Below are 24,625 nucleotides of genomic sequence, written 5' to 3'. Positions count from 1 at the left end.
GTTCGAGGCCGTGCTGGAAGAACACGACGGCGCGGAAATGGTCCGCGCCATGCGGCGGAACAACACCACGTTGGTCCGCGAGTTCAGGCCCGCAACCCCCGACGGCGCCAAGGCGCGGCGCGGTTTCCCGATCGAACTGCACCGGATCGCCGCTTTACGGGCAGACCGGGAGCTCCGGCTCCAGATCCTCGCCGAGGATCCGCGCACCCAGCTTAAGTTCGGAGGCGACTGGCAGATGTTCAACGGTCGCGAGTGGAAGCGTCTCCTCGCCCCGCAAACCCTCACCCGGGAGCAGATCCAGGCGAAGATGGAGACCATCCGCGGCTGGGCGGGCGATCGAGACGCCGCCGCGGAGGGGCTCGGCGGCAGCGCCGTCGACTCGCATCCCCGCTTGCTCTACTACGTTCTCGGCCGGCGACGGGATTCCCGTCGACAGCAGCGCGTGGTGCGCCTGCCGGATCGGCCCCCGTGCCCCGCTGGCCAGGTTCGAGTACTGGTCCGACGACGGGCTGATCGCCTCCGGGCAGGCCCACGCGGTGGAGAAGTGCCGCAAGCTCGTGACCCTCGACTAGCCGCCCGCCCCCTGCCGTGCCCGGGCCGGGCCGCCCCTTCCGCCGGGGCGGCCCGGCGCTCTTCCGTTGCGCCCCAAGGACGACAGCGGCCGAATCCCGCGTCCGGGCTCGCCCGGGGAGACCGCCGGGGCGGGCATCCCGCACCGGGCAGCCGGAAACGCTCACCGTTTCGATGCGCGCCCAGCACAGCCGCTCCTATACCCGTAGCCGGTATATGGTCGTGATGTCGAAGCGCGCGCTCCGGATCCCGCCGGGCGAGGGGAAATTCCTCACCCGCCGCGCCTGACGTCGAACAGACCACCAGTCCGTCCAGGCTGGCATGCAACACGCTCAGGGACAGAACAGCCCCGGCCACGGGAGTGACGCCCCGGCGCCGTCGACAGATTGAACACATCCGAAGGAGAAACGCGTGAGCAACACGACCGCGCCCGAGCGGGCCGAACCGACCCCGCTCGTGCACTGGCCGCACTCCGGCATCGACGCCTCGACCACCCTGGAAGTCCGCAACTACAAGGAATTGCCGCACGCTGACGGCTACACATTCACCGCCGACATCCTGCACCCGCAGCTCGGCCACATCGGCTCCCTGTCCCACGAAGGAGACCGCCGGGGCACCCAGTTCGTGCCCAGCGACCCCGACCGGTTCGGCTGGCACGAGATGCGGGCCTACGTCAAGCAGTGCCGCGAAGACGGCCTGCCGCTGAGCGAAGAAGCAGTCCTGTTCGACGCCGTGCTGTATGAGCAGAAGACCGCCCAAATGGTCGATGCCATGCGGCGAAACAACACCACGCTGGTGCGCGAATTCGTCGAATTCTCCAGCGGGGCGGCCATTCGCGGCGACGTGACCGAACTCCACCGGATCGCGATCATGCGCGAAGACCGGGAGCTCCGGGCCGAAATCCTCGACGAAAGCCCCAGCACCCGGCGTGCGTCCGGCGGCGACTGGCAGATCTACAACGGCCGCGAGTGGAAGCCCCTCCTCGTTCCGCACACCCTCACCCAGGACGAGATCGCCGGGAAGCTCGGCACCATCGGCGCCGCATTCTGGAAGCAGGAAGCCACTGTGGACGGCCTCCACGTCAACGGCGTGCACCAGCACGACCGCCATCCCTACTACGTCCTCGCCAGCGACGAGCTTCCCGTCAACCACCGCGCCTGGTGCACCTGCCGGATCGACCCCCGTGCCCCGCTGACCAGGTTCGAGTACTGGTGCGAGCTCGGGCTGATCGCCTCAGGCCAGGTTCACCCGCTGGAGAGGTGCCGCAGGCTCGTGACCATCGACTAGCCGCGCACACCCCCGCCGGTCCCGGGCCGCCGTGACCGGCGTTCCGTCCCGACCGGGCCAAAAACGCACACCGTTCCGAGGCGCGCGCCGCCCAACACCCAATATACCCCAGTGGGGTATATGCTCGACCTGTCGGCGAGCACGCCCACCGGATCCCCTTGCGGGCGCAGAAAATCCCGCGCCGTCGCGTACCTCCGGACAGCGTGGCCAGCCTCTGGGCAACCCGTGCAGACAGCGCCTCCCCGCGTGAGCCAGCCCCTGCGCCCCGATGCCGATCGTGCGCTCGAAACACCGCCCTCCCGCGGTATCCCCGGGATCGAGACCGGGCTGACGATTGCTCCAGAGAAAGGAATCGACCTCCGATGAACGCCGTGACCGCGTCCCGTCCGCACGATCAGCTGCCGCCGCCGAGCGTCGGCGACCTATTCGCCCACCCGCAGTACTGGATCTCCGGCGCCGGCCATGACGCCGCACGCGCGGCCGAGTGCCCGCACGGCTACCGGCTCACGGCCAGCTGCCTCTGCTGCTACCAGGACGAGGATCCGCAGGAATACCAGTTCACCACCGTGGAGCTGTTCGGCCTGCGGGTGATGTCCACGCGGCAACCGTGGGGGACGTCCCTGCTGGAGCGGGGAAAGCCGGTGGAGAACCGGACCCGGGCGACCTCGTGGCGCGGGCCCGTCGTGATCCACTCCGGTCGCAAGTGGGACGACCGCGGCCGCGACATCGCCGCCGAGATGCGGGTTCCGGCGGTCCCCCGGGACGCGCCGACCGGCTACCTCGGCGTGATGGACCTGGTCGGCGTCCACCACGACAACGGCTGCTGCCGTCCCTGGGGCGAGCCCGGCTCCTACCACTGGGAATTCGAGAACCCCCGCGTGTTCCACGCGCCGCTCGCCGGTCCCGGAATGCTGGGGATGTACCGCAAGGTCCCGCTCGCGGTCGCCCACGCCGTCGTCGCCGAAGCCTGGACACGCGGCGGGCTGACGCGACCGGCGAACCCGAGCGACCGGGCGGCCGCCGAGGTCCCGGAGTCCTCAGTGGCCGGTCACCTCGCCGCCGTTGCCGGACTGCTGACCGACGAAGCCGACAGCCGCCCCCGGCCGCACGGCCGAGCCGCGTGGCGCGAGGCAGCGACACGGGTGGCGCGGCATGCCGAACAGGCGGCGCGAGTGGACGCCGGAGGCGGGCCGGGGGCCAGCTTCGTCACGCACCTGGACTGGGTGCGCACAGCTCTCGACAACGAGCTGCGGAACACCGGCGACGCCGACAGCGCGGCCGAGATCGCCGCCGTGCGCGAACGACTGCACGCCTACCACGAGGGAGACAACTACCGGGTGACCCTGCTGTGCGCCGACGAGCAGCGCACCGAGGTCGTCGTGCGCGCAACCGACCGGTTCGAGGCGGCGAAGCGCGCGATGGACGCAGACCCCCGCCACCTGGTCGGCGCGACCAGGAGCTCAGAAGCGCCGATCGACGTCTGCTCCGTGGCGCTCTTGACCCCGAACGGCCCGCGCACCTGACCCGCCCCGTCCCGGCCTCCGCAACGCACCGTCGTCGCGGAGGCCGGGACGATCCCACACGGTCTCGGAAAGGAACGGACGGCCCGCGCTGGTCGACGAAGGAGCAGCCGAGGCTCCCCGTTACCCCTCGGACCCGGGCCGGGCGAACGAGGCCCTTCCCGCCCGAGCTGATGAACTTGTCCGCCAGGCGGCCGCCGCGGCCATCGCCGACGCGGCCTGCGAGTCGACTACGAACAGTTCCGCTCAACCGGAGGGCCAGGCCCCCGCAGGCCGGCCATTGCCGTGTTCCCCCCCCGGCTGCCAAACGGTCGGCGATCTCGGAGAACGCGGCGATTGCGTTCTCGCGTCGCACCTCTGGGGGCGCGACCGGAATGTATTTGCGCATAAAGAAGAAAGCGGCAGCTCAAACCACTCTATAAATACCTACCGGGGGTATGGTTCAGTTGCTGTGGTTCGGCGAGGGAATTTCCTGAGACTGCGGCAATCCAACGAATCCCCACACGGCCGGGAGGACCTGTGTCGCCCTCTTCCAACAACGTCCCCATGCTGACGGTCACGACCTTGGCGAAGCGTTTCAACGTGACCCCCTCGGCCGTCAGCAACTGGCTTAAGCGGTATGGCCCCGAGTCGGAGGCACCGCTGCCACGCCCGGACAAACCAGCGCCCCAACCGATGTGGCGTGCCGATCGCTGGCCCGAGTTCGAGAGGTGGAACGAGAATCGCAAGCTGATCAAACGCGGACCCAAACCGGAGAACATCAGCCGCAAGCCGGTCGCCGACAGTCCCATGACGATGGACCCGGTGCTGGACTCCATCCGCGAAGTCGCGGCCTACGCCCGGGACCAAATGCGGCGCGACTCCGGCAACCAGGGGGAGAACCGCACAGCCGGTCGCCTCTCCGCCCACCTTGCCGTGCTCGACGACTTCCTCACCGCCATCGGCGCGAACCCGGACCCCCCAGACGCATCGTCGCCGTCCGGGGAACACGATGAGACCGACGAGGCGGACATGCTCACGATCACGCAGCTGGCCGCCGAACTGGGAGTCACCAAGCCGTCCGTGCAAGGCTGGTACGACAGCCCCACGCAGCCCGTGCCGTTCCCCCGACCCGTTGTGGACCCTCCGAAGGCCGAGGGCCGCCGACGAACCAAGCGCCTGTGGAGCAGAACTCAACTTCCTGCGGCGCGCGCGTGGCTGGAGTGGTACCGCCCGTACAAGACCCGCAACTTGACGACCGAGGGCGGGGGCCGCAGCGGGCACGCAGCCCCCCGCCCTCCGGCCAACGACTCGGCGCTTCCGCCAGTGCGCGAATTCCTCAAGGACGCCAAGCGGGGCTCCGGTAGCGGAGTGCGGCGAGGACGCATCGCATCGAGCAGGGTCCGCAAGCGTCACGGGTGATGGGGCCGCGCAGCGGACTACCACGACGTCGCAGATAGCCCCGCCCGCCACCTCCCCGGCGGGCGGGGCTTTCCCGCTCCGGTTCACGGGGTCCGCCAGGACAGACAGCCGGAAACATCTGTTCTGCATTCGATCAATCGTCGTCAATTCGGCGGTTCCGATGCTTGCGCAGCGTATTATTGGCTTGTCGGGAACCGGTGACCAAGCCCGGTGAATTCGACACCTGCCCCAATGCGAAATCCCGATGATCGGAGAGATCATGGCTGCCCTCATCGAGCCCATCCACCGCCGCGACGGCGTGCGCGAAGTGCGCCTAGGGTTCCTGCGGTCCCCGGGCTACGCCCGGATGGCCGCCCGGGACTTGGACCACGCGCACAGGATGTTCCATCAAGCCAGGGGCCCGGGCCGGTGCCCTGGAGATCCGGCGGAAATCGACTACCAGGAGAAGGGACCTAAATGGGCGCGAGGGTAATGTCCGAGGACGCGAGCGGTCTGGTGTCCAGCAGACCGCCGAAGGTGTTCACGGCGGCGGAGGCGGACGAGCGACTGCGGGACTGGGAGCCGACAGAACACCCGTACGTGCTGAAAATCAGCGGCGGGTCCGACGACGACTATTTCGGATTGCACGGGACGCTCGGCTCGATCGAAGCGGTACTGGCGCATGCGCTGGAAGAAGTGCGGGACGCCCGTGATCGGCAGTGCTGCGGGCGGCAGAAGCCAGCTCTGGAGAGGGCGATTCAGACGTGGCTCCGGACCGAGGCGCGCATCTCCGCAGCGAGGGCCGCCGATCCGGCGCGCGAACTCGCTGCCCTCTGGAACGGCGGCGACAGGGTCTACCGGAACGCCCGCAACATCCTCGACCGTCACGTCACTCCCGAGGAGTACAGCCCGAAGTACCTCACTGACGACCTCGCCGACCACCTCAATATCACCTTGCGGGACGACTAGCGGCCCGCCGCCGAGCACAGCGCCAGACCCCGCGGTCGCCTGACCGCGGGGTCTGTTCGCGGCCGCAGCGCACGTCGGGGCCAGCAGCGCCGCCCACCCTCGCCCGCGACGAGCCCGGTCCGAAAGAACGCCCCCGGCAGTGCAGCGCACTGCCGGGGGCATTCCCGCGTCTTGTGCCGGTTGCGGGGCTGCAGCCAGGCCGGTCGGGCCGAGGGCGGGGCGGCATCCTGGTCGGTGCGGTTTTAGAGCCGGACACCCGTCTCTCGCTGGCATGGTCACGACACAGCCGGTTCCGCTACTGGCAGGCTCGCTCTACCAGTTCGCGTATTCAACATCGATTGAGTCAGTAATCCTGCTACCCCAGGGGGGTATATCAGATATGATTTTTTGTGCCAGGGAAAAGGGATGATGGCCTGGAGATCCGGCGTCATCGAAGACCAAAGGAGGACCTAATGGGCTTGAGCGTGAGCAGCGAGGCAGCCAAGAGCGTGCTGACTTGTGGGCCGCCGGAGCTGTACACGACGGCAAGGGCGGATGAAGAACTGGAGAGGTGGGAGCCCGTTGACGACCCGTATGTTTTGACCTTCGAGGGTAGGTCCGGCGGCTACTCTGGATTGCACGGCACGCTCGACGAGATCGAAGCCGTGCTGGTTCGGGCGCTGAAAGAGGTGAGGAAGGGCTGCCCCGCCGGCTCCCGCGCCGACGTCACCCAGCACGAGGCTCCGCGTTCGTCTGAACGCGGAGCCTTCCCACGAGCACACTGCACCGCTAGCTCCGCCGAATCACGCAGCGCAAGCTGCCAAGTGCGCCGAGCCGCGCGGATGTCGAACGTGCGTCCGAGCCCGTCCGGTCGGCGCCCGCGAAGGAGCTGGTCGTCGGAAGACGCACGCCGAGCATCGCTCCCAAAGCCGCTCCAGAGTGATCCCCGACCGAGCATCCACGAGCCGAGAGATCCCGATCGAAGGATGGCTCGGCCCGCAAACCTGAGGAGTAACCGTGACAATGAACCCCCTGTTCGACGTCGTGATCGAACAACCCGGGGTCATGTACTGGGAAGACCCCGAAGACAACGACTGTTGGCAGGCACGACAACTTGGAGCTGGGGTCTACCCCGCCCGCCTGGTGACCACCGACCTTCGCGAACTCGGCGCCGATGACGACCTGACACCGACGGTCGGCAGGCCATATTTCGCGATTAGTGACGTCCCCGCCATCGTTGTCGATGGGTGGCCTATCGACCTGGAAAGGGGAACCGAAGTCGTTCATCGTGTGTGGCTATACGACTACCTAGTAAGGGATGGCGCGGAAATCTGGGGTTTCAAAGTTGACGAGTCGCTGGACCCCCGCAGGCACCTGGTCGGCTTCCTGAGCAAGCGCGAGTCGACATCCGTTCGCGGTTCCTGATCGTCGTCTGGTGCCTCGCGGCCACGATCGCCTGGCTATGACGGGCTGTGAAGGAGAGCGGTCCGCCGGGGTTACCCGGCGGACCGCGTTCTCACGGAAGCCGGTCGCCGTCGACGCCGACCCGCTGCACCTCGCGGTCACGTTTGGACCGAGCGTCCGGACCGCGATCGCCTACTCAGAAATCGCCCTGGAGCTCCGCTCAAAACCGATCGAGGATGCGGCCCCTTCGCCCAAGAACTGAACTTGCCTGCCGGGTCGGCGGCATCGATTCCGCACTGCTTGCGCCAGTTCGAACGGAACCCAACGCGCCTCACGTTGTGGCTGCACGAAAGTCTTTGGTTCCCAGCTACGAGGCTTCAGCGAGCGTGAACACAAGCACTTCCGCTACTGGCAGGCTCGCGTATTCGATCACCATGTATTCCATGGCCGTTCCGTTGAAAGTTCGGGCGAGCCCCAGTGTTCCTGGCCGGGCGTTCAGGTTCGGGTGGCGACGTAGCGGTTCCAGGTGCCGCCGACGTTGCGGAATTGCCGGTTGGCGGTGGTGTGGTGGAAGCCGAGCGCGGCCGCCATGACCGGTGCCGGGATGTCCAGGACGAGGTCGCGCGCGGCGCCGACGCGGGCGAGGCGAAGCGGGATCCCGAGGGCTCGGAGGTGGTCCCGCATGCTCTTGTAGTTCAGCGCGCGGCCGGGGCGGCGCCCGGTGAACAGCCATTGATCTCCGCCGGTGGCGGTTCGGTCGGTGACGTGCTGGAGCAGCAGGGACGCGAAGGGCTCAGGCACGGGTGATGGCGGTTCGCCGAGGCGCAGCAGGACGTCGTCCCCGTCATGGATGACGTCGCTGGTCTCCAGGGCGAGGATCCGGGGAATCGGCTGGGCGTAGAGGAGCAGCAAGCAGCCCGCGACCCGGTCGCTGAGGGGCTTGTCGTCGGCGTGGCGCAGGTCGCGAAGCAGCGCCAACCGGGCGTCTTGGGTGAGGGCTTCGCCGACCTTGTAACGAGGTCGCGCGAAGGCGAGCCGAGGCATCCGTTTCGTGGTCATCGCCCAGTTGAGGAACCCGCAGAGCGCCTGTCGGTGCGCGGCCGTGAGCCGCTGGTAGTAGCGGTCGAGCGCGGCTTGCGGAACGCGGCCGAGGGGGATTTCTTCGTCGGCGAGCCAGGTGCAGAAGTCGATGGCGCGCTTGATTCCATGCTCGCGTAGGTCTGAGCGTTGGTCGTCAGCGGCTGTTGCGCGGCTTTGGTGCGCATTTTCGCGAGGTGGTGCCAGGTGCCGAATTGGCGCAGGACCCGCTCGTAAGGATGGTCCTGCAGCTGGGTGAGCCGCGTGGTCAGCCAGCGCTCGAACCGATGCAGCGTGCGATCGATGGGAGGCAGACACCCGGCCGCAACGAGAAGATCGCGCGTGGTGTCGACCAGAGCCGTGGCCGGCAGTTCGTCGAGGGCGGCGTGGCTCAGGCCCACTTTGCCGGTCGCGAGCGCGTGCAGGAGCGCACGGGTTTCCGGTCGTTTGAGCCAGTCCAACCGGCCTTCTGGGGTGCTTTTGAAGCTGCGGGCGAGCACCGGCACGAGGGGCCGGAGTTCTGGCCGAATGGTGCCAGTGCCGTCGTCGAGCCGTTCGGCGGCGAGGTCGTCCAGGCGACATCGGACGCAGACTTTCCGGTAGTAGAGGCGGGCTTCGGTTCCGCAGCGACGGCAGGTGAAGCTGCGGGCGATGCCCGCGCAGTCCCGGCAGACCGCAGTGCCGGCGGTTAGGCCGGGCAGGAGCCGCTCGACGCCACACCCCGGACAGGTTCCGAAGATGCGGACGGCAGCGTCGAAGCAGGGGTTGCAGATCGGGCCTTCGAGGAGCATCCCGGGGTAGGCGCGCAGCCGTCGGCAACGCACGCAGCGAAGCGCGGACGTCACGGGGCCGGTCGCAGCCGGACGCGCTTGGGGCGCAGGTTCGGCTCGTCGGGCGCGGCCGCGATGCCGGATCCGGCGGTCTTGCGCTGCTGCGCGTTGGCCGCGGTGACGGGGATCAGCTCGGACGGCGTGGTTTCCAGGATGTCGCAGAGCGCGGCGAGCAGTTGCAGTGAGAGGCGTTCCGGGGTGCCGGTGACCAGCCGGTGCACCTGGGAAGCGGACAGTTCGATGCCTCGCTCGGCCAGCAGCGGGCTGAGCTGGGTAGTGGTGAACAGGCCGCGCAGTGCCATCACTTCCCGCAGCTTCCACTGGTAGCCGACCTGGCGCCTCATCGTTTTCCTTCCCCGGCCGCGAGTGCCGTTTTCATCGTCTTGTCCAGTGCCTGGCGCAGAGTCCGGGTCCGGAAATCGGAGGACACGCAGGTGTAGATGGCGGTGGTGGAGGCGTGTTCGTGGCCTGCCTGCTGCTGGACGAACAGCGGGTCCCAGCCGTCCTCGATGAGGTGGGTGATGTAGGAACGGCGCAGCGTATGGAAGTCCACTGCGTCGTCCAGGCCGAGTTCGTCGCGGACCGCGGCGAACCGCGCGTCGATCTGCGCCAGGCCGACGCGCGCGGCCCGTTCGGAAGGCCACAGGGCGTCGTTTCCGGGGCTGGCGAGCAGCGGGCGGACCTCTTCCGTCCACTCCGCGAGCACTTCGGGTGTCCATTCCCAGACGGTCAGGACGGTCCGTCGTTTCGGCGGAGATCCCTTCATCGCCTTGCCGAAGCGCACGTTGCAGACCCCGCGACCGCCGAACTCCGGGGCGTGCGGGTTGCGTCCGAAGTCGGGCGTGTCGAGCATGCGGGCTTCGTTGCGCCGCAGCCCGTATCCGTAGGCGACCTTGAACAACACCGCGTCCCGATAGGCCGGAAGCCAGCCCTTGCGGCCGAGCTTGCGGATCCGCGCGACCCGGTTATCGGCGGCGTCGAAGAACGCCTCCAGTTCGTCCAGCGTCAGCGCCCGCCTGCGCGGATCGCCCTCGGCGTCCTGGACGTGCACCGCGGTGTTCCACTCGTGCACCACCTGCACCGGATGGGTGCCGAACCGCCGTTCGCATTCGGCGGCCCAGCCGTAATTCGGGTCGTCAGGAAGTCGCAGAACAACCGGACCGCTGTCTGGTAGTTCCGCAGCGTCGACCGCCGCAGCCCTCGAACGGACCGCAAGTCGCCGAGCCACTCGTCGACCAGCTGCGCACTCCACTGCCAGGGAAACGTGTTGGTGAAGGCGACGAACGCGCGCACTGCGCTCGCTCGTCCCTCGATCGTCCCGACCGCGAGGTTGCGCGCGAGCTGCTGGTTTCCCCAGCCGCGCAGCATCCCGTCGAGCACCTGCTCGTCCGGCTTCAGCAGCGCGATCCCATCGGCCAAGTGCAGCGCTGCTGCTCCTGGCGGCGGTGACGCGGACTCCACGAACGACCACCTTTCTCGTCTCCATCGAACGGGAGAATTCCGCATCAGATGCGAGTCCGGGTGCATCGACGCAGGTCATTCGCCCGAAGAGGTGACCCTCGGGAAGCGTCGCGTCGCGTGGTCGCCGCGCCGTCCTTCTGCTTCGCTGGGGAACGTTCTGCCTGGACACGAGCCGGTTCTCGTCCTTGCTCTTTTTGGGAGATGCAGACCTGCTCGAATTCGCATCTCCTGCAATAGGCGTCACGCAGAGCAAGATATGGAAAACCTATACGGTTTTCCCCAGGTCGCTGCCGCGACCTGGCACGCTGGTCCTTGCGGACCAGCGGTGAGGCGCAGGGGGTGCCTCAGGCCGGCGGGCCGCATGGGGGAACGAACGCATGCAGCACAACGAAACAGGCGTCTCCGCCGCAGGAGAAGTCTCGGCGGAACCGGCGAGGACGCGCGGACACTCGCACGACGGCCCGCGCCGGCCGCGGACCTCGCTCGCCTACAACGACGTCGAGTGGTCGATCATCGAGCAGGCCGCCGCGCTGGACGGGAGGAAGCCGGGGTCGTGGGCGTCGCTCGCCGCGCTGGACGCGGCCCGAATGCGGGTCAGCGGCGTCGTTCTCGACCGCGGCGTGTTGAGCAAGCTTTACGTCGCGGTCACGGACCTGAGCAACCAACTGGCCAAGATCGGCGGGAACCTCAACGATGTCGCCAAACACGCGAACTCCACCCACGAGGTCGAGACCGTGCGCGAACAGGCCCTGGCGATCCTGGAACGAGTCCGGCTCCGGGTGGTCGAGGCCCGCGGCCTGCTCGCCGGGCTGCGTCACGCGTTGAGGTAGGGACCGTGATCGGGAAAGCCCTGTCCGGGTGGCGACCGGCGGGCCTGATCGCGTATTTGATGGGCCCGGGCGCGCACGAGGAGCACCGGAACCCGCGCATCGTCGCGTCCTGGGACGGCTCCCCCGGCCTGCACCAGCCGCCGAAAGCGGGTCCCGGCGAGTTCGATTTCGATCTGCGAGCGTTGATTGGGTCGATGTCGGAGCTGCCGAAGGAGTTCGGGTTGCCCCTCGACAACCCGGCGGCCTCGCCGGACGACCTTCCCGGTGCCGAGGAATGGACGCAGTGGCTGCGCGCCTCAGGCAAGAAGCGGCCGCCGGCGCACGCGCCGGAGTGGGTGAAGTACTACCGCTGGGATCCGAAGGCCGAGGCCGTCGTGCTCAAGCCCGGGTACGTGTGGCACTGCCCGGTGCGCCTGCACCCCGACGACCCGAGCCTGAGCGACGAGCAGTGGGAACGCATCGCGCAGCGCCTGATGGAGGCCACCGGGATCCACCAGTCCGGATGCCGCTGGGTCGCCGTGCGGCACGCCGACGACCACATTCACCTCATGGCGACCCTGGTCACGGACAAGGGCGGGTCACTGCGCCGGTTCTATCCGCGAAACGACTGGTACCGGCTGCGGAAAGCCTGCCGTGAACTCGAACGCGAACTCGGCCTTGTCCCGACCCCGGAAGCCGACTGGACGGCGACGCGGCGGCCGACCCGGCAGGAGATCGGCAAGGCCGACCGGCACGGCCGCGCCGAACCGGCGCGCAGCGAACTGCGCCGGCTGGTAGCGCAGGCCGCAGCCGCGGCCAGCGGCCCGGAGGACTTCTTCGCGCGGCTGCGCGAATTCCAGGTGGTGTGGCGCCCCTCGTACGCAGCGGACGGCACGATCCGCGGTTGCGCCTACGCCCTCGCGGACGACCGCAACGCCGAAGGCGAGCCGGTGCCGTTCTCCGGCGGGAAGCTGGGCAGGGACCTGACCTGGCCCAAACTGATGCAGCGGTGGGCGAGCGCACCGGCCGCGGAACCGGTCGAGCGCACCGCCGACGGCAGGTGCACCGCCCCCGCGCGCCTGGACGTACTCGACGAGGCTGCCGAGGTCGTGAACGACGCTGCGGAACGGATCCGTTCCGGCGGCGAGGACCCCGCCGGAATCGCGCACGCCACAGCGGAGGTCCTCGGCGCGCTGGCGTTGGGGACCGAGTACCGCGACCGCGGCCCGATGACGACGGCGTTCGACCAGTACGACCGCGCCTCCAGGATCCCGGGCCGGATCCTCGCCCGCGACCACGGCCTGTCGGGGCGCGAGCTGCGCGCCGCGTCGCGCCGGATCGCGGCGGTCGGCGGCATCAGCGGCCGCGGTCAGGAAAAGCTGGCGCTCGCCGCGCTGATCCTTGCACTGGCCGGTCTGATCGCCGAGATCCGCGCGTGGCAGCAGCAGGCGGGACGCCCTCACCATGCCGCCGCCGCGCAGAGGGCCGTGGCCGCGCTGCCGGTGGACCGCGCCGCGGCGAACTACGCAGGCGCCCGCTCCGCGACCAGGGCGCGGCGCAGGACCGAACGCACGGCGGCAGCCCGCCCGGTCCGGCCGGCGCGTCGGCATCACCCCGGTGCCCGGCCGCCGCGCTAGCTGGGCAGGGGCGCGACGTCGGCGACCACGGCGCTCGTGAAGAGGCGCCCGACCGACGGCCACCTTCGATGATCGTCGCCGAGCGGCGCGATCAGGACGGTGCGGCCCCCGTCGCGCGCAGAGTCTGCAGTTGCGCCAGGGACAACTCCCGCGTCCGGTCCGCCACGGGCGAGGACGTCCACTCGATCAGGCGGCGATTCGCGGTCACCTGGCTCGTGTCCGGGGTGACGTCGCGACCGTCGGAAATTCAGCCCATTGCTGTCGGGGTCGCACGGGGGCAGCTGATCCGGCGTCGTCACGAGCGCGGGCCGGTCTCCCGGGCCGCAGGGCTTCCGCCTGGGCTGCTGCGAAAGCGGCCGCGAGGTCCGCGCCGGGCTGGCGCACCCCCGAACCGGTTGAAGTTCTCCATCGGTCGCCTCGTTTCGGTCGTTCGATGCCGCCGGGGCCAGGGTCGAATACCCCGGGACCCGGCCATTTCTGCCGCACACGATCTCGCCCTGATGCCCGGGAACGTGCCGCCACCGCGTTCGGGGCAGGGCGAAGTCAGCTGGGCGGCACGTCGTCCGGCCCGAGGCCGGCCCATATCCAGAGGGTGTCGGAGTTGCTGTGGGCTGCCTGGAACGGCGCCACGGGGGTCGGGGTGCCGTCGTATTCGATTCGCAGCGAGGTCGACGGCCAGTCGACGTCGCAGTCCACCTGCAGCGCCTCGGCGACTGCGGCCGCGGTCTCGTCGTTCGGCAACGTGTTGGAGCCGGTGCTGATTCCGCCGTGGGTCAGCTCCAGTCCGGCACCGGTCAGGCCGACTTCGAGGTCGACGTCCAGTTGCGGTGCGTGCCCGGCGTTCTCGAGGAGGCGCCAGGCCTGCAGCACGCCCGTCCAGTGCGGCCCGCCCGCCCCCACCGTTCCGGCGACGATCAGGTCGTCGCCGTGCTCGGCCAGCAGCGCCGGCCAGTCCACGCGGTCCCAGACCCGCGCGAACTGGAGGGTCGGAGCCTCCGGAGGAAGAAGCAGGCCGGCGGTGACGTCCCTGAGCCACCGCGGCACCGGGGCGTCGCCGGTGAGCCGGTACCGCCCCGGCCACCCGGTCACCGGCTCCATGCAGGCCATGATCTGTTCGTACCGGTCATGCGCTGCCGGAGACCACTGGCTCCAGTAGTCGTCGTCGGTCATCTGTTTCCCCTCGTTGCCGCCATCGATCACGTGCAGTCACGCGGCGTGGGCTGTGCGTTGATCACAAAGAATTGCTCTACCTGCAGTTTCATCGAGGGGTTCCCGAATGCAACGGAATATGGTTACTCTGTGTCTTAGCTGGCGTGTCAGGTAGAGGATCTTGGCCCGCTCGGCGTCCGTCGCACACCTGAGGTGCCGGCCGGTGGGCCGGGGATAGGAGAGACCGCGGTCGCGGAACGCGCGCATCTCGTGTGGGGACACGAGGCGGGTTCGCCATCGCACACCACGGGGGGAACACCGGATGAGCGAGCCGCTATCGCCGCCGAAAGTGCTGCCGGACGGCCATGAGCTGCAGCAGTGGGCGTTCACGCTCAACCAGTTCAGCCAGCTGCTCAGCCAGCGGCTGGCGGCCAGCCGCGAACGCGCGGGCCGCATGGCCCGCGGCGACGCCGAGCAGTCCGACCTGGAACACCTCGTCCGCCAGGTGCCGCCGTTGCGGCTGATGAGCGACGACGAGCAGGAAGCCTGGCTGCGCCGGGTTCCCGCCGACCTGGCCACCCAGTTCGAGGGCGAGCCGTCCGCCGTGTGGTGGGCGAAGATGGACGACGAAGGCACCGGCTGGGGCGTCGAGGCCCACACCTACACCAATTCCGGGGCGCCCAGCGCGTCGCTGTTCGTCGTGTGCCGCGACGCCGAGGACGCCGCCGACCTGGCCAAGTGGCTGCGGGAGAACCCGACCCCGGCCGACCTCACGCGGATCCACAACCTCGCCGCGCACGCTCCCGGCCATTTCACCGACGAGCACGAGTGGACCGAACAAGGCCCCGGTGCCGGACCGAGGATGGGGGGCAGGGCCCGCCCGCTCGCGCTCGGCGAGGACGCCTGGGCCGACGCGCTGCACCGCAACGTGCCCGGGACGCTCGGCACCCGGCTGACCGACGAGCGCGATCCGATGCACCCGGACTTCGCCGCCTGGCAGGAACTGCACGCCCTGGCCAACGAGGAAGTCACCCGCGTCGGCGCCGACCCCGACCGGCTGGCCACGATCATCGGCCGCGCGCTGAGCAGCTGGCGCGAGGTCAAATGGCCCTCCCGGGCGGCCTACAGCGTCCTCAACCAGGCCCGGGAGCTGCCGCGCTACGAGGACACCGTCCGCGCGCCCGGCGCGGAACGGGAGCCAGGGCGGGGGGCTCCGCCCGGCGGCGGCATGGTCGTCGACGGCGAGGTGGTGGCCACGACGGCGCCGCGGCCGGGACGGGGAAGCTCCCCCGCCGACGCGCTGCGCTGGGCGCGCGGCCTGGACCCGGACAGCACCGAGCACCGGTTCATGGCGAAAGCCGAGTACACGCGCTGGGGCCAGACCGTGGACCGCGAACTCGAACGGAAGTTCCCGTCGCTGGTCCGGCGCAGCAAAGAGGCGGCCCGCGCCGAAGCCCGCAGGCGCGGGGAATCCCCCGTCGCCGCCGCGGTGACCGGGGAATCGGCGGCCGAGGTCATGGCCGCGCGGGAACTCGACGCGGACACGACCGCCGAACTCGCCGAAACCGTCAGGAAATGGGACCCGGACAAGGCGAACGACCGCCGGTTCGCGCTGACGATGTTCGGGCACGGCCATCCCGAGATCGACGCGATGATCGCGGAGAAATTCCCCCACGACGAGCGGATCCAGGAACGGGTCGCCGAACGGTATCCCGACGGCATCCCCGAAGCCGCGGCATGGCGCGGACGCGCGGACAAGGACGCCGGCCGCGCCGAGGCCGAGATGGCCACACCCGACGACCCGGCGACACCGGCGATCGACGAACACGCCGAAGGCCAGGCGACCGCGGCCGGCGAGCACAACGCCGCCGCCGCCGAGAACGCCGCCGGGAAGGCCGCCGCGGCACGCACGGCGACCGTGCACCGCACCGTGACGACGACGGCCACGCGGCCGCGCACGCGCTGAACCGGGCGAGCGTGCCGCGCGGGGGCGCAGCACGCGATCTGCCCTACACCACGAAGGCAGGGGGACGACCGTGGCTGGCACCACGACCGAAGGCGTTGCCGAAAGGGAACGCATCAACGGGGCGGGCCGTCGCATCAGCGACCGGTACCTCGCGGGCAACCGCGCCGGAACAGCCGCCCCGGCGCAGCCCGCACCAGCGGAGCCTCAGCCGGCGGAAGCCGCCGATCCCGACGCCGGGGCGAAGGCGGAGGAACGGCCGGGGAGGCCGTTGAGCGACGCGCTCGATCGCCGTCGCGCCAACGGCGGAGCCGAGGCCGCGCCCGAACCTGCTGCGGACGCCGCTCGCTCTGAAACCGCCGTCGAGCCGAACGCCGACGGGCCGTCGGAGGTTCGACCGGCCGCCGAGGCGGGCGGCGTCGACCGCACCCGGATCCGCGACAGCAACCGGCCGGGAACCGCCGAGGCCGCAGGGGCGAGGCCGGAGGAACGGCCGGAGCGGCCGTTGAGCGACGCGCTCGACCGCCGTCGCGCCAACGACGGAGCCGAGGCCGCGCCCGAACCCGCTGCGGACGCGGATCCTCCTCAGACCTCCGGTGCGGCGGAGCCGGAGGAGGACGAGCCGACGCTCTACACGTACAACCCGAACCTGCTGCCCCAGCATGCGCTGCTCGGCAGCCTGGTCCACGCGCCGAACGCGATCGACGACATCGAGAAGTTCCTCGGCCCCAGAGATTTCTCCGAATCGTCCCTGCGGGCGCTCTACACCACGATCCGGGGCCTGGCCCACACCAACGGTCTTCAGGAGGTGAACGCCATCGAGGGCGCCGGGGAGCGCATGCAGGCGGCCCAGGAAAACTACGTCGCGCTGCGCGAAGCTCTGCACGACCAGCGGTTCACCGGCGCCGTGATCCCGAACCTCGCCGAAGTCGTCGGGCAGGTCAATGCCGCCGCGCCCGCGGACACCGTGGCCTACCGCGGCGTCTACGACGAGGGCGCGCAGATGCGGCTGGGCCGCATGGTCCTCGAGGACTCGGTCCGCCGGCACGTCGAGAGCCTGGGCGTCCAGATGGTCCGCCCATCGCCGCTGATCCGGCCGTCGTTCTTCCGCCGCCGCACGGGCACGGCCGAGGACATGCTGTCCAACCTGGCTACGGTGACAGCCTCGCTGGAGAAGCTCGCCGAACGACTCGCCCGCGCGGTCGAGCGCACCGGACCGTCCGGCGAGTCCTACCGGGACCTGGACAGGGCCGTGGAGCTCGCGACGCAGCCGTATCAGCCGTCGGGGTTGCGGGCGCTGGGCGCGCCGCTGGTCCGCCGGGCCGAACGCCACTTGATCCACCTCGCCCTGCACTCGGGCGCCGGTCTGGACCTCGGCCTCACGCCGGAGGACTTCTCCTCCCCCGAGCACGCCAACACCTGGGCGGCGATCCAGCGGGTCCAGGAGAAGGGGCAACCGGTCAACTACGTGTCGGTCTTCGAGGAGCTGCGCCCCGTCCCCGGCCAGCCGCGCTTGCCGGTGCTGTCGGACACGGAGCTGACCAAGATATTCAACACCGCGCCGAACAAGAGCGAATCCAAGATCGAGAGGTCGTTGCGGACGGTCTTCGACGCCAGCCTGAAACGCCAGTCGCAGACAGCGCGGAACACCGTCCAGGCATTGGCCCGGAACCGGGCGATCGACCCGCAGGCTCTGCTCGACTATGCGCAGGGAGAGGTGTCCAAGCTGGCGAAACGGGCAGACACCGTGAGCCAGCAGCGGCAGAAGGCGGTCGAGCAGCTCGGTCGGCGGGGCGTCGCTCGATGACCGCGTCCGGCTTCGCTCGGCCAGCGGTCGTGTCCACCACAGGGAAAGCAGCCAAGGAGTTCGTCATGGGGGAACTGCTCAGCGACATCGCGCCCGCGCAAATGCAGGCGTATGTCGACGCCGGGGAGGCGCGCCGGTTCTCCCGGTCGCTGGGAGGCGTGGTGCCGGACGCGGTCAAGTTCCGAGATCGCTGGTACGTGCTCGAAGTCGGCAAGGCGGATTACACCCCGGCGGTGGAGTCCCTTGCCGCGATATTCGACGACGTCGAAGACCCCCGCGGCAGGTTCGCGCTGGCCGACCGGGCCGTCGCCGACGCGGATGCCCGCGCGGGACGATGACCGTCCCGGCCCCTCGGGTGGCCGGACTCGCCGGCCCGCCGGCCGACGTCGGCCACGCGCCGGCACCGGGGGCCGTCGGCGCCGGTCACGGCGCGCGAGCGTCGTCGCCCGGCGACGCGACCCGGCTCGCCGAAACGGCGGTGCTCGGCGCCTTGCTGCACCGTCCGGCTCGGCTGGCCGACGTGCAGGGATGGCTGCGGCCGCTCGATTTCGCGGATCCCGAGCTGGGGTCGGTCTACTCGGCGATACAGGAACTGCACGGCCGAGGCGAGCTGCAGTCGATGCCCGAGAAAGACTTGGTCGGCAACGACTTCTCGCCGGCGACGCGCAACGCCGTCATCCACAACGTCCTCGCGGTGCGGGACGTCCTCGCCGACAGGCCCGGCGCCGGCACGGCACGGCAGTCCCGCTTGATGACCGAGCTGTACCTGGCCGCGCCGCCGAGCACGACTCCGCACCACGCGCATTACGCCGAGCGAGTGCTGGAGAGTTCCGCACGCCGCCAGATCGAGCAGTGGGCGGTCCGAACCCGGTCGGTCGGCGGCAGCGGCCGGATCTCCGGTGACCTGCGCGCGATCCAGGACCACGATCGCGCGCTGAGCAGCGGCATTCGCGGGCCCGGCGCGGGCATCCCGGTCGCGGAGGACCCGGCCTCCTTCGCCCCCGCCGTCCCGCCGTCGCCCTTGCTGGTCGACCGGGCCGAAAAGCGGTTGATCGGCTCCGTGCTGGCGGGCAAGCGGCCGGATCTGATCGCGCGGTTCATGCCGGAAGACTTGACCGGATCGCCCGCGAACGCCGCCACCTGGCGGGCGATCCGCGCTCTCGCCACAGCTTCCCCTTCGGTGCCGGTCGACCCGGTCACCGTGGCCTGGGAAGGCGAGATCTATGCCGAGGACCACGGGCAGGGCCTTCCGCCCGACGAACTCATGGATCTGGCCCGCAAGTCCGCACCGGTCAGCGAGAGCACCGTGTCCACTGTGGTCCACGCCGCGCTCCACCACCACGCACACCAGGCCAGCGATGCCATGCAGGCCGCGGCACGGGACCGCAAACGGCCGCTGCACGAGGTCCGCCAGACCGTGGACACCGTCTCGGCGGCTCTGCGCATGAACGCCGAGCGACTCGCCGGCGCCGTCCCGGAAGGACGGTCCGCGATCTCGCGCACTCTCGACGGGCCTCCCCCGGTCCGCAACCATCCCGCTCCCGGGCCCGGCCCCTCGTCGCGGGGACGCTCGCGATAACGCCCGCCCGGCGGCCACGGCTGCGCGGCCGCCGGGCGCTCACCGGGCCGGGACCAGGCGCGGTGTTTCCTGTCTCCCGAGTCCTTCGGGCACGGGAAACCCCTGCTGCGCAACGGGTTTCGTCGCGACGCTGTGAGTCGTGGAAGCCTACTCGATCACCGCAGCCTCGTTCCCCACTCCGGCCTTGGCCCTGCGCACCGCCGACCCCGCCGAGCAGCGCCGCGTCCGCGGCTTCGCGCAGGCGCAGGCCTCCGCCGCCGAAGCCGCGCGCCTCCTCCTCGCCGAGCACTTGCCGGGAGCCCGCGACCACGCCGGTCGGGTGGAACTGCTGCGCGGCGCCTACGCCGCCCTGGTGCGGTGGCGCTACGAAAAAGCACTGACCTCCGCCGGGCGGCCGGGGCACGGCCTGCGCCACGACCCCGAACGGTTCCGCCTGCCCATCCGCGCGGGCGGCGTGAACTTCGACCGGATCGGTCGCGTCGGACGTCTCCGCACCGGATCGGCCTGGAACCCCCGCACCCGCACCTTCGACGGCGGCCGGCCGAGCCCGGCCAGCACGATCATGGAGGCGTACGGGGAGGCCGCGCTCGCGCGGTTCGACGCCGAGGGCCAGCGCGGCCGCGACGTTCTGGTCAACGTCGTGACGCTGCCGGGGGGCCGGCGGGTGAACGGCAACCGGCTCGTGCGCGGGGCCGCCGCCCGGCGCGTCGCCGACCGATTGCTGGCCCGTGTCCGGGCCCGGGGCGAGGACACCGGCCAGGTCGAGGTCGGCGGGGAGCTGCTCTACGCGGTGACCGCCGATCACCAGGACAGCGCCCGGATCCTCGCCGCCGCTCTCGACCAGCTCGCCGCTCTGTTCGCCCGGCGCCACGACGATCAGCTCCGGCAGTGGCAGACCGCGCGGTACCTGCTGTACCAGTCGCCCGTCACCAAGAAAGGCAGCGACGCGGTGATCCGGATGTTCGTGGTGGCCGTCGGCGCGCTTCTCTTCGGCGGGAGAACGCCGGTGATGCAGTCCGACGCGGACCTCCGTTGCATGATCCTCGGCCAGGCCGCGGGCACCGCGATGCCCGCCGACTCGGTGCTGTGCTCCGCCTCGGCGGCCCCGTGAACCGTCTCCGGAGCACGCGTCTCTGCGGGCGAGCACGCAACGACGACGCGCCGCGAATGCCTTGCCCTTGCGCCCTTCTCACCGGCCGCGCGCGCGGCGGCTCGGGTCGGCGGCGGATCCGTGGCGCGCCCCGGCCGTTCCCGGCGGCCGCGAACGGGACGCGGCCGGCCCGTCGTCCTTGCGCGACGGCACGCTCGGTTCTTGCCGTTCCGGGGCCGACGCGGGGCTGTCGTCTTTCGGATTCTCGCCGGAATCGCGGGAGGCTTCGGGCTGTTCCTCGTGGTTCGGGGCGTCGACGCCGCTCAACAAGGCTCCGAGCCGCTCGACGTTTTCCGGGTCGTCCATCGGATCGGGATATTCCGGATCCGCGTCGGAGCCCTGTTCGCGCACGCCGCCCTCCCCGTCGAGTTCGTAGACATCGCCGTCGTAGACGACGCCGCCCACGACGATGTCGTCGCCGATGACTTCGTCCCAGAAATTGAACTTCGGCTGCTCCGTGAGATAGCGGGTGAGATGTTCGGCCAAGTCGGCGTGGCTCGCCCCGGCCGGAACGTCTAGCGCCACGGTGTGCACGTCATGTCCGAGTCCGCTCCGCTGACGTGTTTCCTGGAGGTGCTCGAAACTGATCTCGTCACGGGAGGATTCCAGAAGCCGGATGGTGTCGGGCAGGAGTTCGGAGTGCTGTGACCCGACGTCGTACTTCGCCACGTACAGCAGCCACATCTTTTCCGTGCCCGCCGTTGCCATTTCCTGTGTCTGGTCGTCCTGGCGAAGGCCCTGCTGCGGGGAGGGCTGCCCGGCGAGCGGCACCGGCGTGCCGGTGGCGATGAACGTCCAGGAGTCGTTCTCGCCGTTTCGGAGCACGACGTGCCGGAAACTGTCCTCGGAAGCGGCGGCGTGCGCCGCGGCCTCGGTGACCGCGGGCGTGACTTCCCAGCCGCCGGACGCCGGCTGGGCATGGCCGTAGCGTCCGACGTGCCGGAGGAGTTCTTGAAGGTCAGCGATGGAGTCCGGCCAGAATTCGTGGTCCGCGTCGTCCGGGCCCGTGATCGTGACGGGGTTGTGCTGAACGGTGTTTTCTCCCGTGTCGTAGGTGAACCACGCGGTCCATTCGGGAACGGACGGGCGGCGCGGGTGATCGAAGCGCCCGTAGGCCTCGACCGCGATCTCGCCGTCGGGGTGTTCCGCTCCGTTGTAGAACAGCCATTCGCCCTCCTGTGCGGGCGACCAGCCTTCCGGCCAGAGGATTGTCTCGGTGCGCCCGCCGATCTGCGGGCGGGGCGAATCTGCAGGATGTTGCTCCATCATGGCCTCCTTGAATAGGCGGAGCGGTCAGGCCGGGGATGCGCGTGCGCGGTCGTCGGGCTCTGCGCAGCTGTGTCGGACCGGGGCCGTCGGATCGATCGACGACGCTGTCGAGCGGAGCGGCCCGTGTCTTCTGTTCCGCGCGGCCGCTGCGCTGCACGGTGTTTCGCCGTGCCTGCGGCGCGTCCTCGCGCCGGAACGGGACGGTGTCCTGATGTCGCCGGGCCCAGGCGGCGGAGGTCATCGGCGGCGTCCCAGGCGCGGAGGATTCGCGGCGCTGTGGCGTGCTCCGGCGCCGCCGGGACGCGCGGGCGAGGGCCTCCCCGCCCCGCCCGAGACCCTCGGCGGGGGTGCTTTCCACTCCTGCAGCAGGGATTCCCCCGGCTTCTGCGGGCCCGGCCAAACGCGCCGCCATCCGGGGAGCCACCGGTTGACCTCGTCGATGTCCTCAGGGGACAGCGCGCCTTCCGAGGCGTTTCCCAACGCCCCCAGCTCCGCCGGTCCGGCGGCATTGACGCGCACGCCGTCGCCGCCGGATCCCCAGGCTCCCCACTGCCAGGGCAGCTGGCGGCGGTCCAGCCAGCGGCCCGTCTCGCGGATCAGCCACGCTCCCAGGTCGTGCTCGGTCGCGCCTGTCCGCGAGATGTGTGGCCAGCCGGGATGGGGGACGAAGAACACTTGCGCCGCAGGCGGTCCGGTGCTCGCGGGGTTCTCGGCGATGCCCGTGTGCGCGTCCTCGCCCGCGGCCTCTTGCAGGGGTCCGTCGATGCCGTACACGAGCTCCAGGCTTGCGGGGAAGCTCCAGGAGGCGGGATTGCTGATGACGACGTTGCCGGGCGTCGAAGGGTCGTCGGACGGTGAGATCAGCGGGGGCACGTCGTCCGGGGTGCCGAGCAGCCGCCTGCACTCGCGCAGCAGGGCGCGCGTGTCGACGGGCGCTCCCACGTCGACGTTCAAGTACAGATAAGGATCGAGCATCGACGAGCCTCGCTTTCCCCTTGTCGCCCGGCGCGGCTGACGTCGCGCGGGCACGGCACGGCTGGCCGGTCCCGAAGCCTCAAGGGTTGAGGACGCGGGTGGCGCCGAAGTAATCGCGTGCGGAGGTGCGCGCCTGGGTCTCGCGCAATTTCTTGCCGGATTCGGGCGCCTCGATCATCTTGCCGCCGCCGATGTAGAGCGCGACGTGGTGGATGGATCCGGCTGTTCGGCCCCAGAAGAGCAGGTCGCCGGGCTGCAGCTGGTCGACGGGCACGGGGTGCCCCTTTGTCGCCCGGTACTGCTCCTTCGAGCTGCGCGGCAGCGTGATCTTGCCATTGCTTCCCTGGTAGTAGGCGAACCTCGCGAGAGCCGAGCAGTCGAACCCGACGACGCCGACGTCCGGCGCCTGGCCGCCGCTGGGCCCGTTGAGGCTTCCGCCGCCCCAGGCGTAGGGCAGGCCGATCTGGGAGCGGGCGGCGTCGATGACCGGTCCGGCTGCTCCGGCGGCGGCGCCGCCGGAGCCGGCACCTCCGCCGCCGGCGCGGGGGCGTCCGTATTTCGACGCGGCCAGTCGGTTGATCTTGGATACGTAGTTCTGCGTTTCGGCGAACGGCGGGATCCCGTTGTATTTCAGGACGTTGCCGGGTCCGGCGTTGTAGGCGGCCAGCGCCAGGTCGACCACGCCGCCGTTCAGTCCGTTGTTGCTTTTGAGGAAATTGGCCAGGTAGCACATGTATCCGGCTTGCGACTTGATCGCGTCGGCCGGGTTGCGGGGATCGGCGCGGCCGTCGCCGTCGCCGTCGACGCCCCACGCGGCCCACGTGGCGGGGGTGAACTGGGTCAGTCCGTCGGCACCGGATGCGTTGTGCGCGTTGGGGTTCCAGTTGCTTTCCGTTTCGATCTGCGCCGCGAGGATCGGTGCGGTGATGTCGGGGCAGGTCGTGGCCGCCGAGGAGAGCAGGTCTCTGGCCCAGGGCGGGACGGCGTCGGGGTTGAAGTCCAGGCTGATGCCGCCGGTTTTCTTGATCTCGCTGTTGTTGGCTCCGGCTCCGCCGAAGAGCAGCACGATGACCAGCACGATCGCGATCAGCGGCGAGCCTGCCGCCACCGCGGCGACGGTGGTGTTCTTGCTCATCCCCCGGCTCCGGGTCCGCCGGTGTCGGAGAACGTGATCCCGGAGACCTTCCACGCGCCGGCGACCCGTCGCAGCGAGCAGTACGCGGCCAGGGGGTCGAGGTTCTGCGTCCAGCCGTCGCCGACCGCGACCCGGGACGCGGTGACCCCGGCTCCCGTTTGGTCGTCGCGGACCGGCGGCGGGTCGTCGTCGACCGGTTCGGTGCTGACCCGCACGCGTGCCCGGTGCGCGGCGAGCAGGGCCCAGCCGTTGTCGCGGCCTTCGCCGCCGATCTGTTCTGCCAGGCCGGGAATGCCGAACCGGTCGGCGGCGCGTCTGCGCGCGTCCCCGGGGCCGGAATCGGCTGCGGCGTCGGCGGAGAGCGCCGCGGCGACGAACTGCGCGCAGACCTGGCGGGCCTCCGCCGTCGCGGCGGGCTGCGCGGCGGCCGGCGCGGTCGTGGCGGGCAGTGCGGCGCGCTCCGGTGCGGGCGCGGCGCCGGAGCAGGCGCCGGCCGCGAGCGCCGGCGCGGCCAGGAGCAGCAGCGCTCGCGCGCGAACCGGCAGGCGTCGTCGTGATGTGCCCTGAGCAGGGCGTGGTTCCCCCATGTTTCCCCCATGGCGGTCTCGACCCCCATCGAGACCTCGGTGTTGCCGCACCGCGCGGACCGCCTCCCCAGACGGTGTCGCGCGGGCT

At 70.4% G+C, this 24,625-nt stretch carries 23 protein-coding genes; 12 read left to right on the top strand and 11 right to left on the bottom strand.

Translation table 11 applies throughout. The features are described 5' to 3' along the window. Positions 1-154: 154 nt before the first annotated feature. Positions 155-553: a hypothetical protein gene (locus tag BM362_RS32475; protein ID WP_093575777.1), complete on the bottom strand. Its 399-nt coding sequence runs from the start codon at positions 551-553 to the stop codon at positions 155-157. A 428-nt stretch (positions 554-981) separates the two neighbouring features. Between BM362_RS32475 and BM362_RS32470 the strand changes: the two genes are divergently transcribed. The 5 genes from BM362_RS32470 (at position 982) to BM362_RS32445 (ending at position 7,130) form a co-directional block, all read left to right on the top strand. Next, entirely contained in the window at positions 982-1,857 is an 876-nt protein-coding gene (locus BM362_RS32470; protein WP_093575776.1) for a hypothetical protein, read from the top strand. 362 nt (positions 1,858-2,219) lie between these two features. Beyond that, entirely contained in the window at positions 2,220-3,380 is a 1,161-nt protein-coding gene (locus BM362_RS32465; RefSeq protein WP_093575775.1) for an ASCH domain-containing protein, read from the top strand. Between the two features lie 543 nt (positions 3,381-3,923). Beyond that, positions 3,924-4,778, top strand: coding sequence for a hypothetical protein (locus tag BM362_RS32460; RefSeq protein ID WP_093575774.1), 855 nt, complete (start codon positions 3,924-3,926; stop codon positions 4,776-4,778). Positions 4,779-5,234: 456 nt separating this feature from the next. Further along, a complete protein-coding gene (locus tag BM362_RS32450; protein ID WP_143132566.1) occupies positions 5,235-5,726 on the top strand; it encodes a hypothetical protein in 492 nt (163 codons plus the stop codon). Positions 5,727-6,728: 1,002 nt separating this feature from the next. Next, positions 6,729-7,130 carry a hypothetical protein gene (locus BM362_RS32445; protein WP_093575771.1) on the top strand — a complete coding sequence of 134 codons (402 nt, stop codon included), beginning with the start codon at positions 6,729-6,731 and terminating at the stop codon, positions 7,128-7,130. A gap of 474 nt (positions 7,131-7,604) precedes the next feature. Here BM362_RS32445 and BM362_RS32435 read toward each other — a convergent pair whose 3' ends face one another. Genes BM362_RS32435 through BM362_RS49470 form a run of 5 tightly spaced genes read right to left on the bottom strand, consistent with a single transcriptional unit; the run spans position 7,605 to position 10,477 of the window. Then, positions 7,605-8,168 (bottom strand): hypothetical protein, encoded by a 564-nt coding sequence (locus BM362_RS32435; protein ID WP_143132565.1) that lies wholly within the window; start codon positions 8,166-8,168, stop codon positions 7,605-7,607. Then, positions 8,165-8,977 carry a hypothetical protein gene (locus tag BM362_RS32430; protein ID WP_093575768.1) on the bottom strand — a complete coding sequence of 271 codons (813 nt, stop codon included), beginning with the start codon at positions 8,975-8,977 and terminating at the stop codon, positions 8,165-8,167. Before BM362_RS32430 ends, BM362_RS32435 begins: the two co-directional genes overlap by 4 nt. 50 nt (positions 8,978-9,027) lie before the next feature. Then, positions 9,028-9,360 (bottom strand): helix-turn-helix domain-containing protein, encoded by a 333-nt coding sequence (locus BM362_RS32425; RefSeq protein WP_093575767.1) that lies wholly within the window; start codon positions 9,358-9,360, stop codon positions 9,028-9,030. After that, positions 9,357-10,088, bottom strand: coding sequence for a tyrosine-type recombinase/integrase (locus BM362_RS49475; RefSeq protein ID WP_244287362.1), 732 nt, complete (start codon positions 10,086-10,088; stop codon positions 9,357-9,359). Before BM362_RS49475 ends, BM362_RS32425 begins: the two co-directional genes overlap by 4 nt. Further along, entirely contained in the window at positions 10,022-10,477 is a 456-nt protein-coding gene (locus BM362_RS49470; RefSeq protein WP_244287361.1) for a site-specific integrase, read from the bottom strand. Before BM362_RS49470 ends, BM362_RS49475 begins: the two co-directional genes overlap by 67 nt. 377 nt (positions 10,478-10,854) lie before the next feature. On the opposite strand from BM362_RS49470, the gene BM362_RS32415 reads away from it, so the two are divergent. Together BM362_RS32415 and BM362_RS32410 are read left to right on the top strand one after the other, a co-directional pair. Beyond that, positions 10,855-11,307, top strand: coding sequence for a MobC domain-containing protein (locus BM362_RS32415; protein WP_093575766.1), 453 nt, complete (start codon positions 10,855-10,857; stop codon positions 11,305-11,307). Positions 11,308-11,312: 5 nt separating this feature from the next. Continuing rightward, the gene (locus BM362_RS32410) at positions 11,313-12,923 is read left to right on the top strand and encodes a relaxase/mobilization nuclease domain-containing protein (protein ID WP_093575765.1); all 1,611 of its coding nucleotides are present in this window, start codon (positions 11,313-11,315) and stop codon (positions 12,921-12,923) included. A gap of 543 nt (positions 12,924-13,466) precedes the next feature. Here BM362_RS32410 and BM362_RS32405 read toward each other — a convergent pair. Then, positions 13,467-14,093, bottom strand: coding sequence for a hypothetical protein (locus tag BM362_RS32405; protein ID WP_143132564.1), 627 nt, complete (start codon positions 14,091-14,093; stop codon positions 13,467-13,469). Between the two features lie 301 nt (positions 14,094-14,394). Here BM362_RS32405 and BM362_RS32400 point away from each other — a divergent pair, with 301 nt between their 5' ends. The 5 genes from BM362_RS32400 (at position 14,395) to BM362_RS32380 (ending at position 20,532) form a co-directional block, all read left to right on the top strand. Continuing rightward, entirely contained in the window at positions 14,395-16,038 is a 1,644-nt protein-coding gene (locus tag BM362_RS32400) for a hypothetical protein (protein WP_093575763.1), read from the top strand. Between the two features lie 70 nt (positions 16,039-16,108). Further along, positions 16,109-17,842 (top strand): DnaB-like helicase N-terminal domain-containing protein, encoded by a 1,734-nt coding sequence (locus tag BM362_RS32395; protein ID WP_093575762.1) that lies wholly within the window; start codon positions 16,109-16,111, stop codon positions 17,840-17,842. Positions 17,843-17,907: 65 nt separating this feature from the next. Then, on the top strand, positions 17,908-18,180 hold the full coding sequence (locus BM362_RS32390) for a hypothetical protein (protein WP_093575761.1): 273 nt from the start codon (positions 17,908-17,910) through the stop codon (positions 18,178-18,180). Then, positions 18,177-19,421: a DnaB-like helicase N-terminal domain-containing protein gene (locus BM362_RS32385; protein ID WP_093575760.1), complete on the top strand. Its 1,245-nt coding sequence runs from the start codon at positions 18,177-18,179 to the stop codon at positions 19,419-19,421. The genes BM362_RS32390 and BM362_RS32385 overlap by 4 nt, the downstream gene beginning before the upstream one ends. Before the next feature lie 139 nt (positions 19,422-19,560). Then, the gene (locus BM362_RS32380; RefSeq protein WP_093575759.1) at positions 19,561-20,532 is read left to right on the top strand and encodes a hypothetical protein; all 972 of its coding nucleotides are present in this window, start codon (positions 19,561-19,563) and stop codon (positions 20,530-20,532) included. Between the two features lie 78 nt (positions 20,533-20,610). Here BM362_RS32380 and BM362_RS32375 read toward each other — a convergent pair whose 3' ends face one another. The 4 genes from BM362_RS32375 to BM362_RS32360 form a co-directional block, all read right to left on the bottom strand. Further along, the gene (locus tag BM362_RS32375) at positions 20,611-21,837 is read right to left on the bottom strand and encodes a hypothetical protein (protein ID WP_143132563.1); all 1,227 of its coding nucleotides are present in this window, start codon (positions 21,835-21,837) and stop codon (positions 20,611-20,613) included. Between the two features lie 240 nt (positions 21,838-22,077). Beyond that, positions 22,078-22,815: a hypothetical protein gene (locus BM362_RS32370; RefSeq protein WP_093575757.1), complete on the bottom strand. Its 738-nt coding sequence runs from the start codon at positions 22,813-22,815 to the stop codon at positions 22,078-22,080. A 79-nt stretch (positions 22,816-22,894) separates the two neighbouring features. Next, entirely contained in the window at positions 22,895-23,950 is a 1,056-nt protein-coding gene (locus BM362_RS32365; RefSeq protein WP_093575756.1) for a C40 family peptidase, read from the bottom strand. Then, positions 23,947-24,537 (bottom strand): hypothetical protein, encoded by a 591-nt coding sequence (locus BM362_RS32360; RefSeq protein WP_093575755.1) that lies wholly within the window; start codon positions 24,535-24,537, stop codon positions 23,947-23,949. The genes BM362_RS32365 and BM362_RS32360 overlap by 4 nt, the downstream gene beginning before the upstream one ends. Between the last annotated feature and the right edge of the window lie 88 nt (positions 24,538-24,625).

It is taken from the genome of Amycolatopsis rubida (genome assembly GCF_900115345.1).
GTDB classification, from domain to species: domain Bacteria; phylum Actinomycetota; class Actinomycetes; order Mycobacteriales; family Pseudonocardiaceae; genus Amycolatopsis; species Amycolatopsis rubida.
Note: the sequence above shows the minus strand (reverse complement) of the source record. Positions and strands in the feature narration are given on the sequence as shown.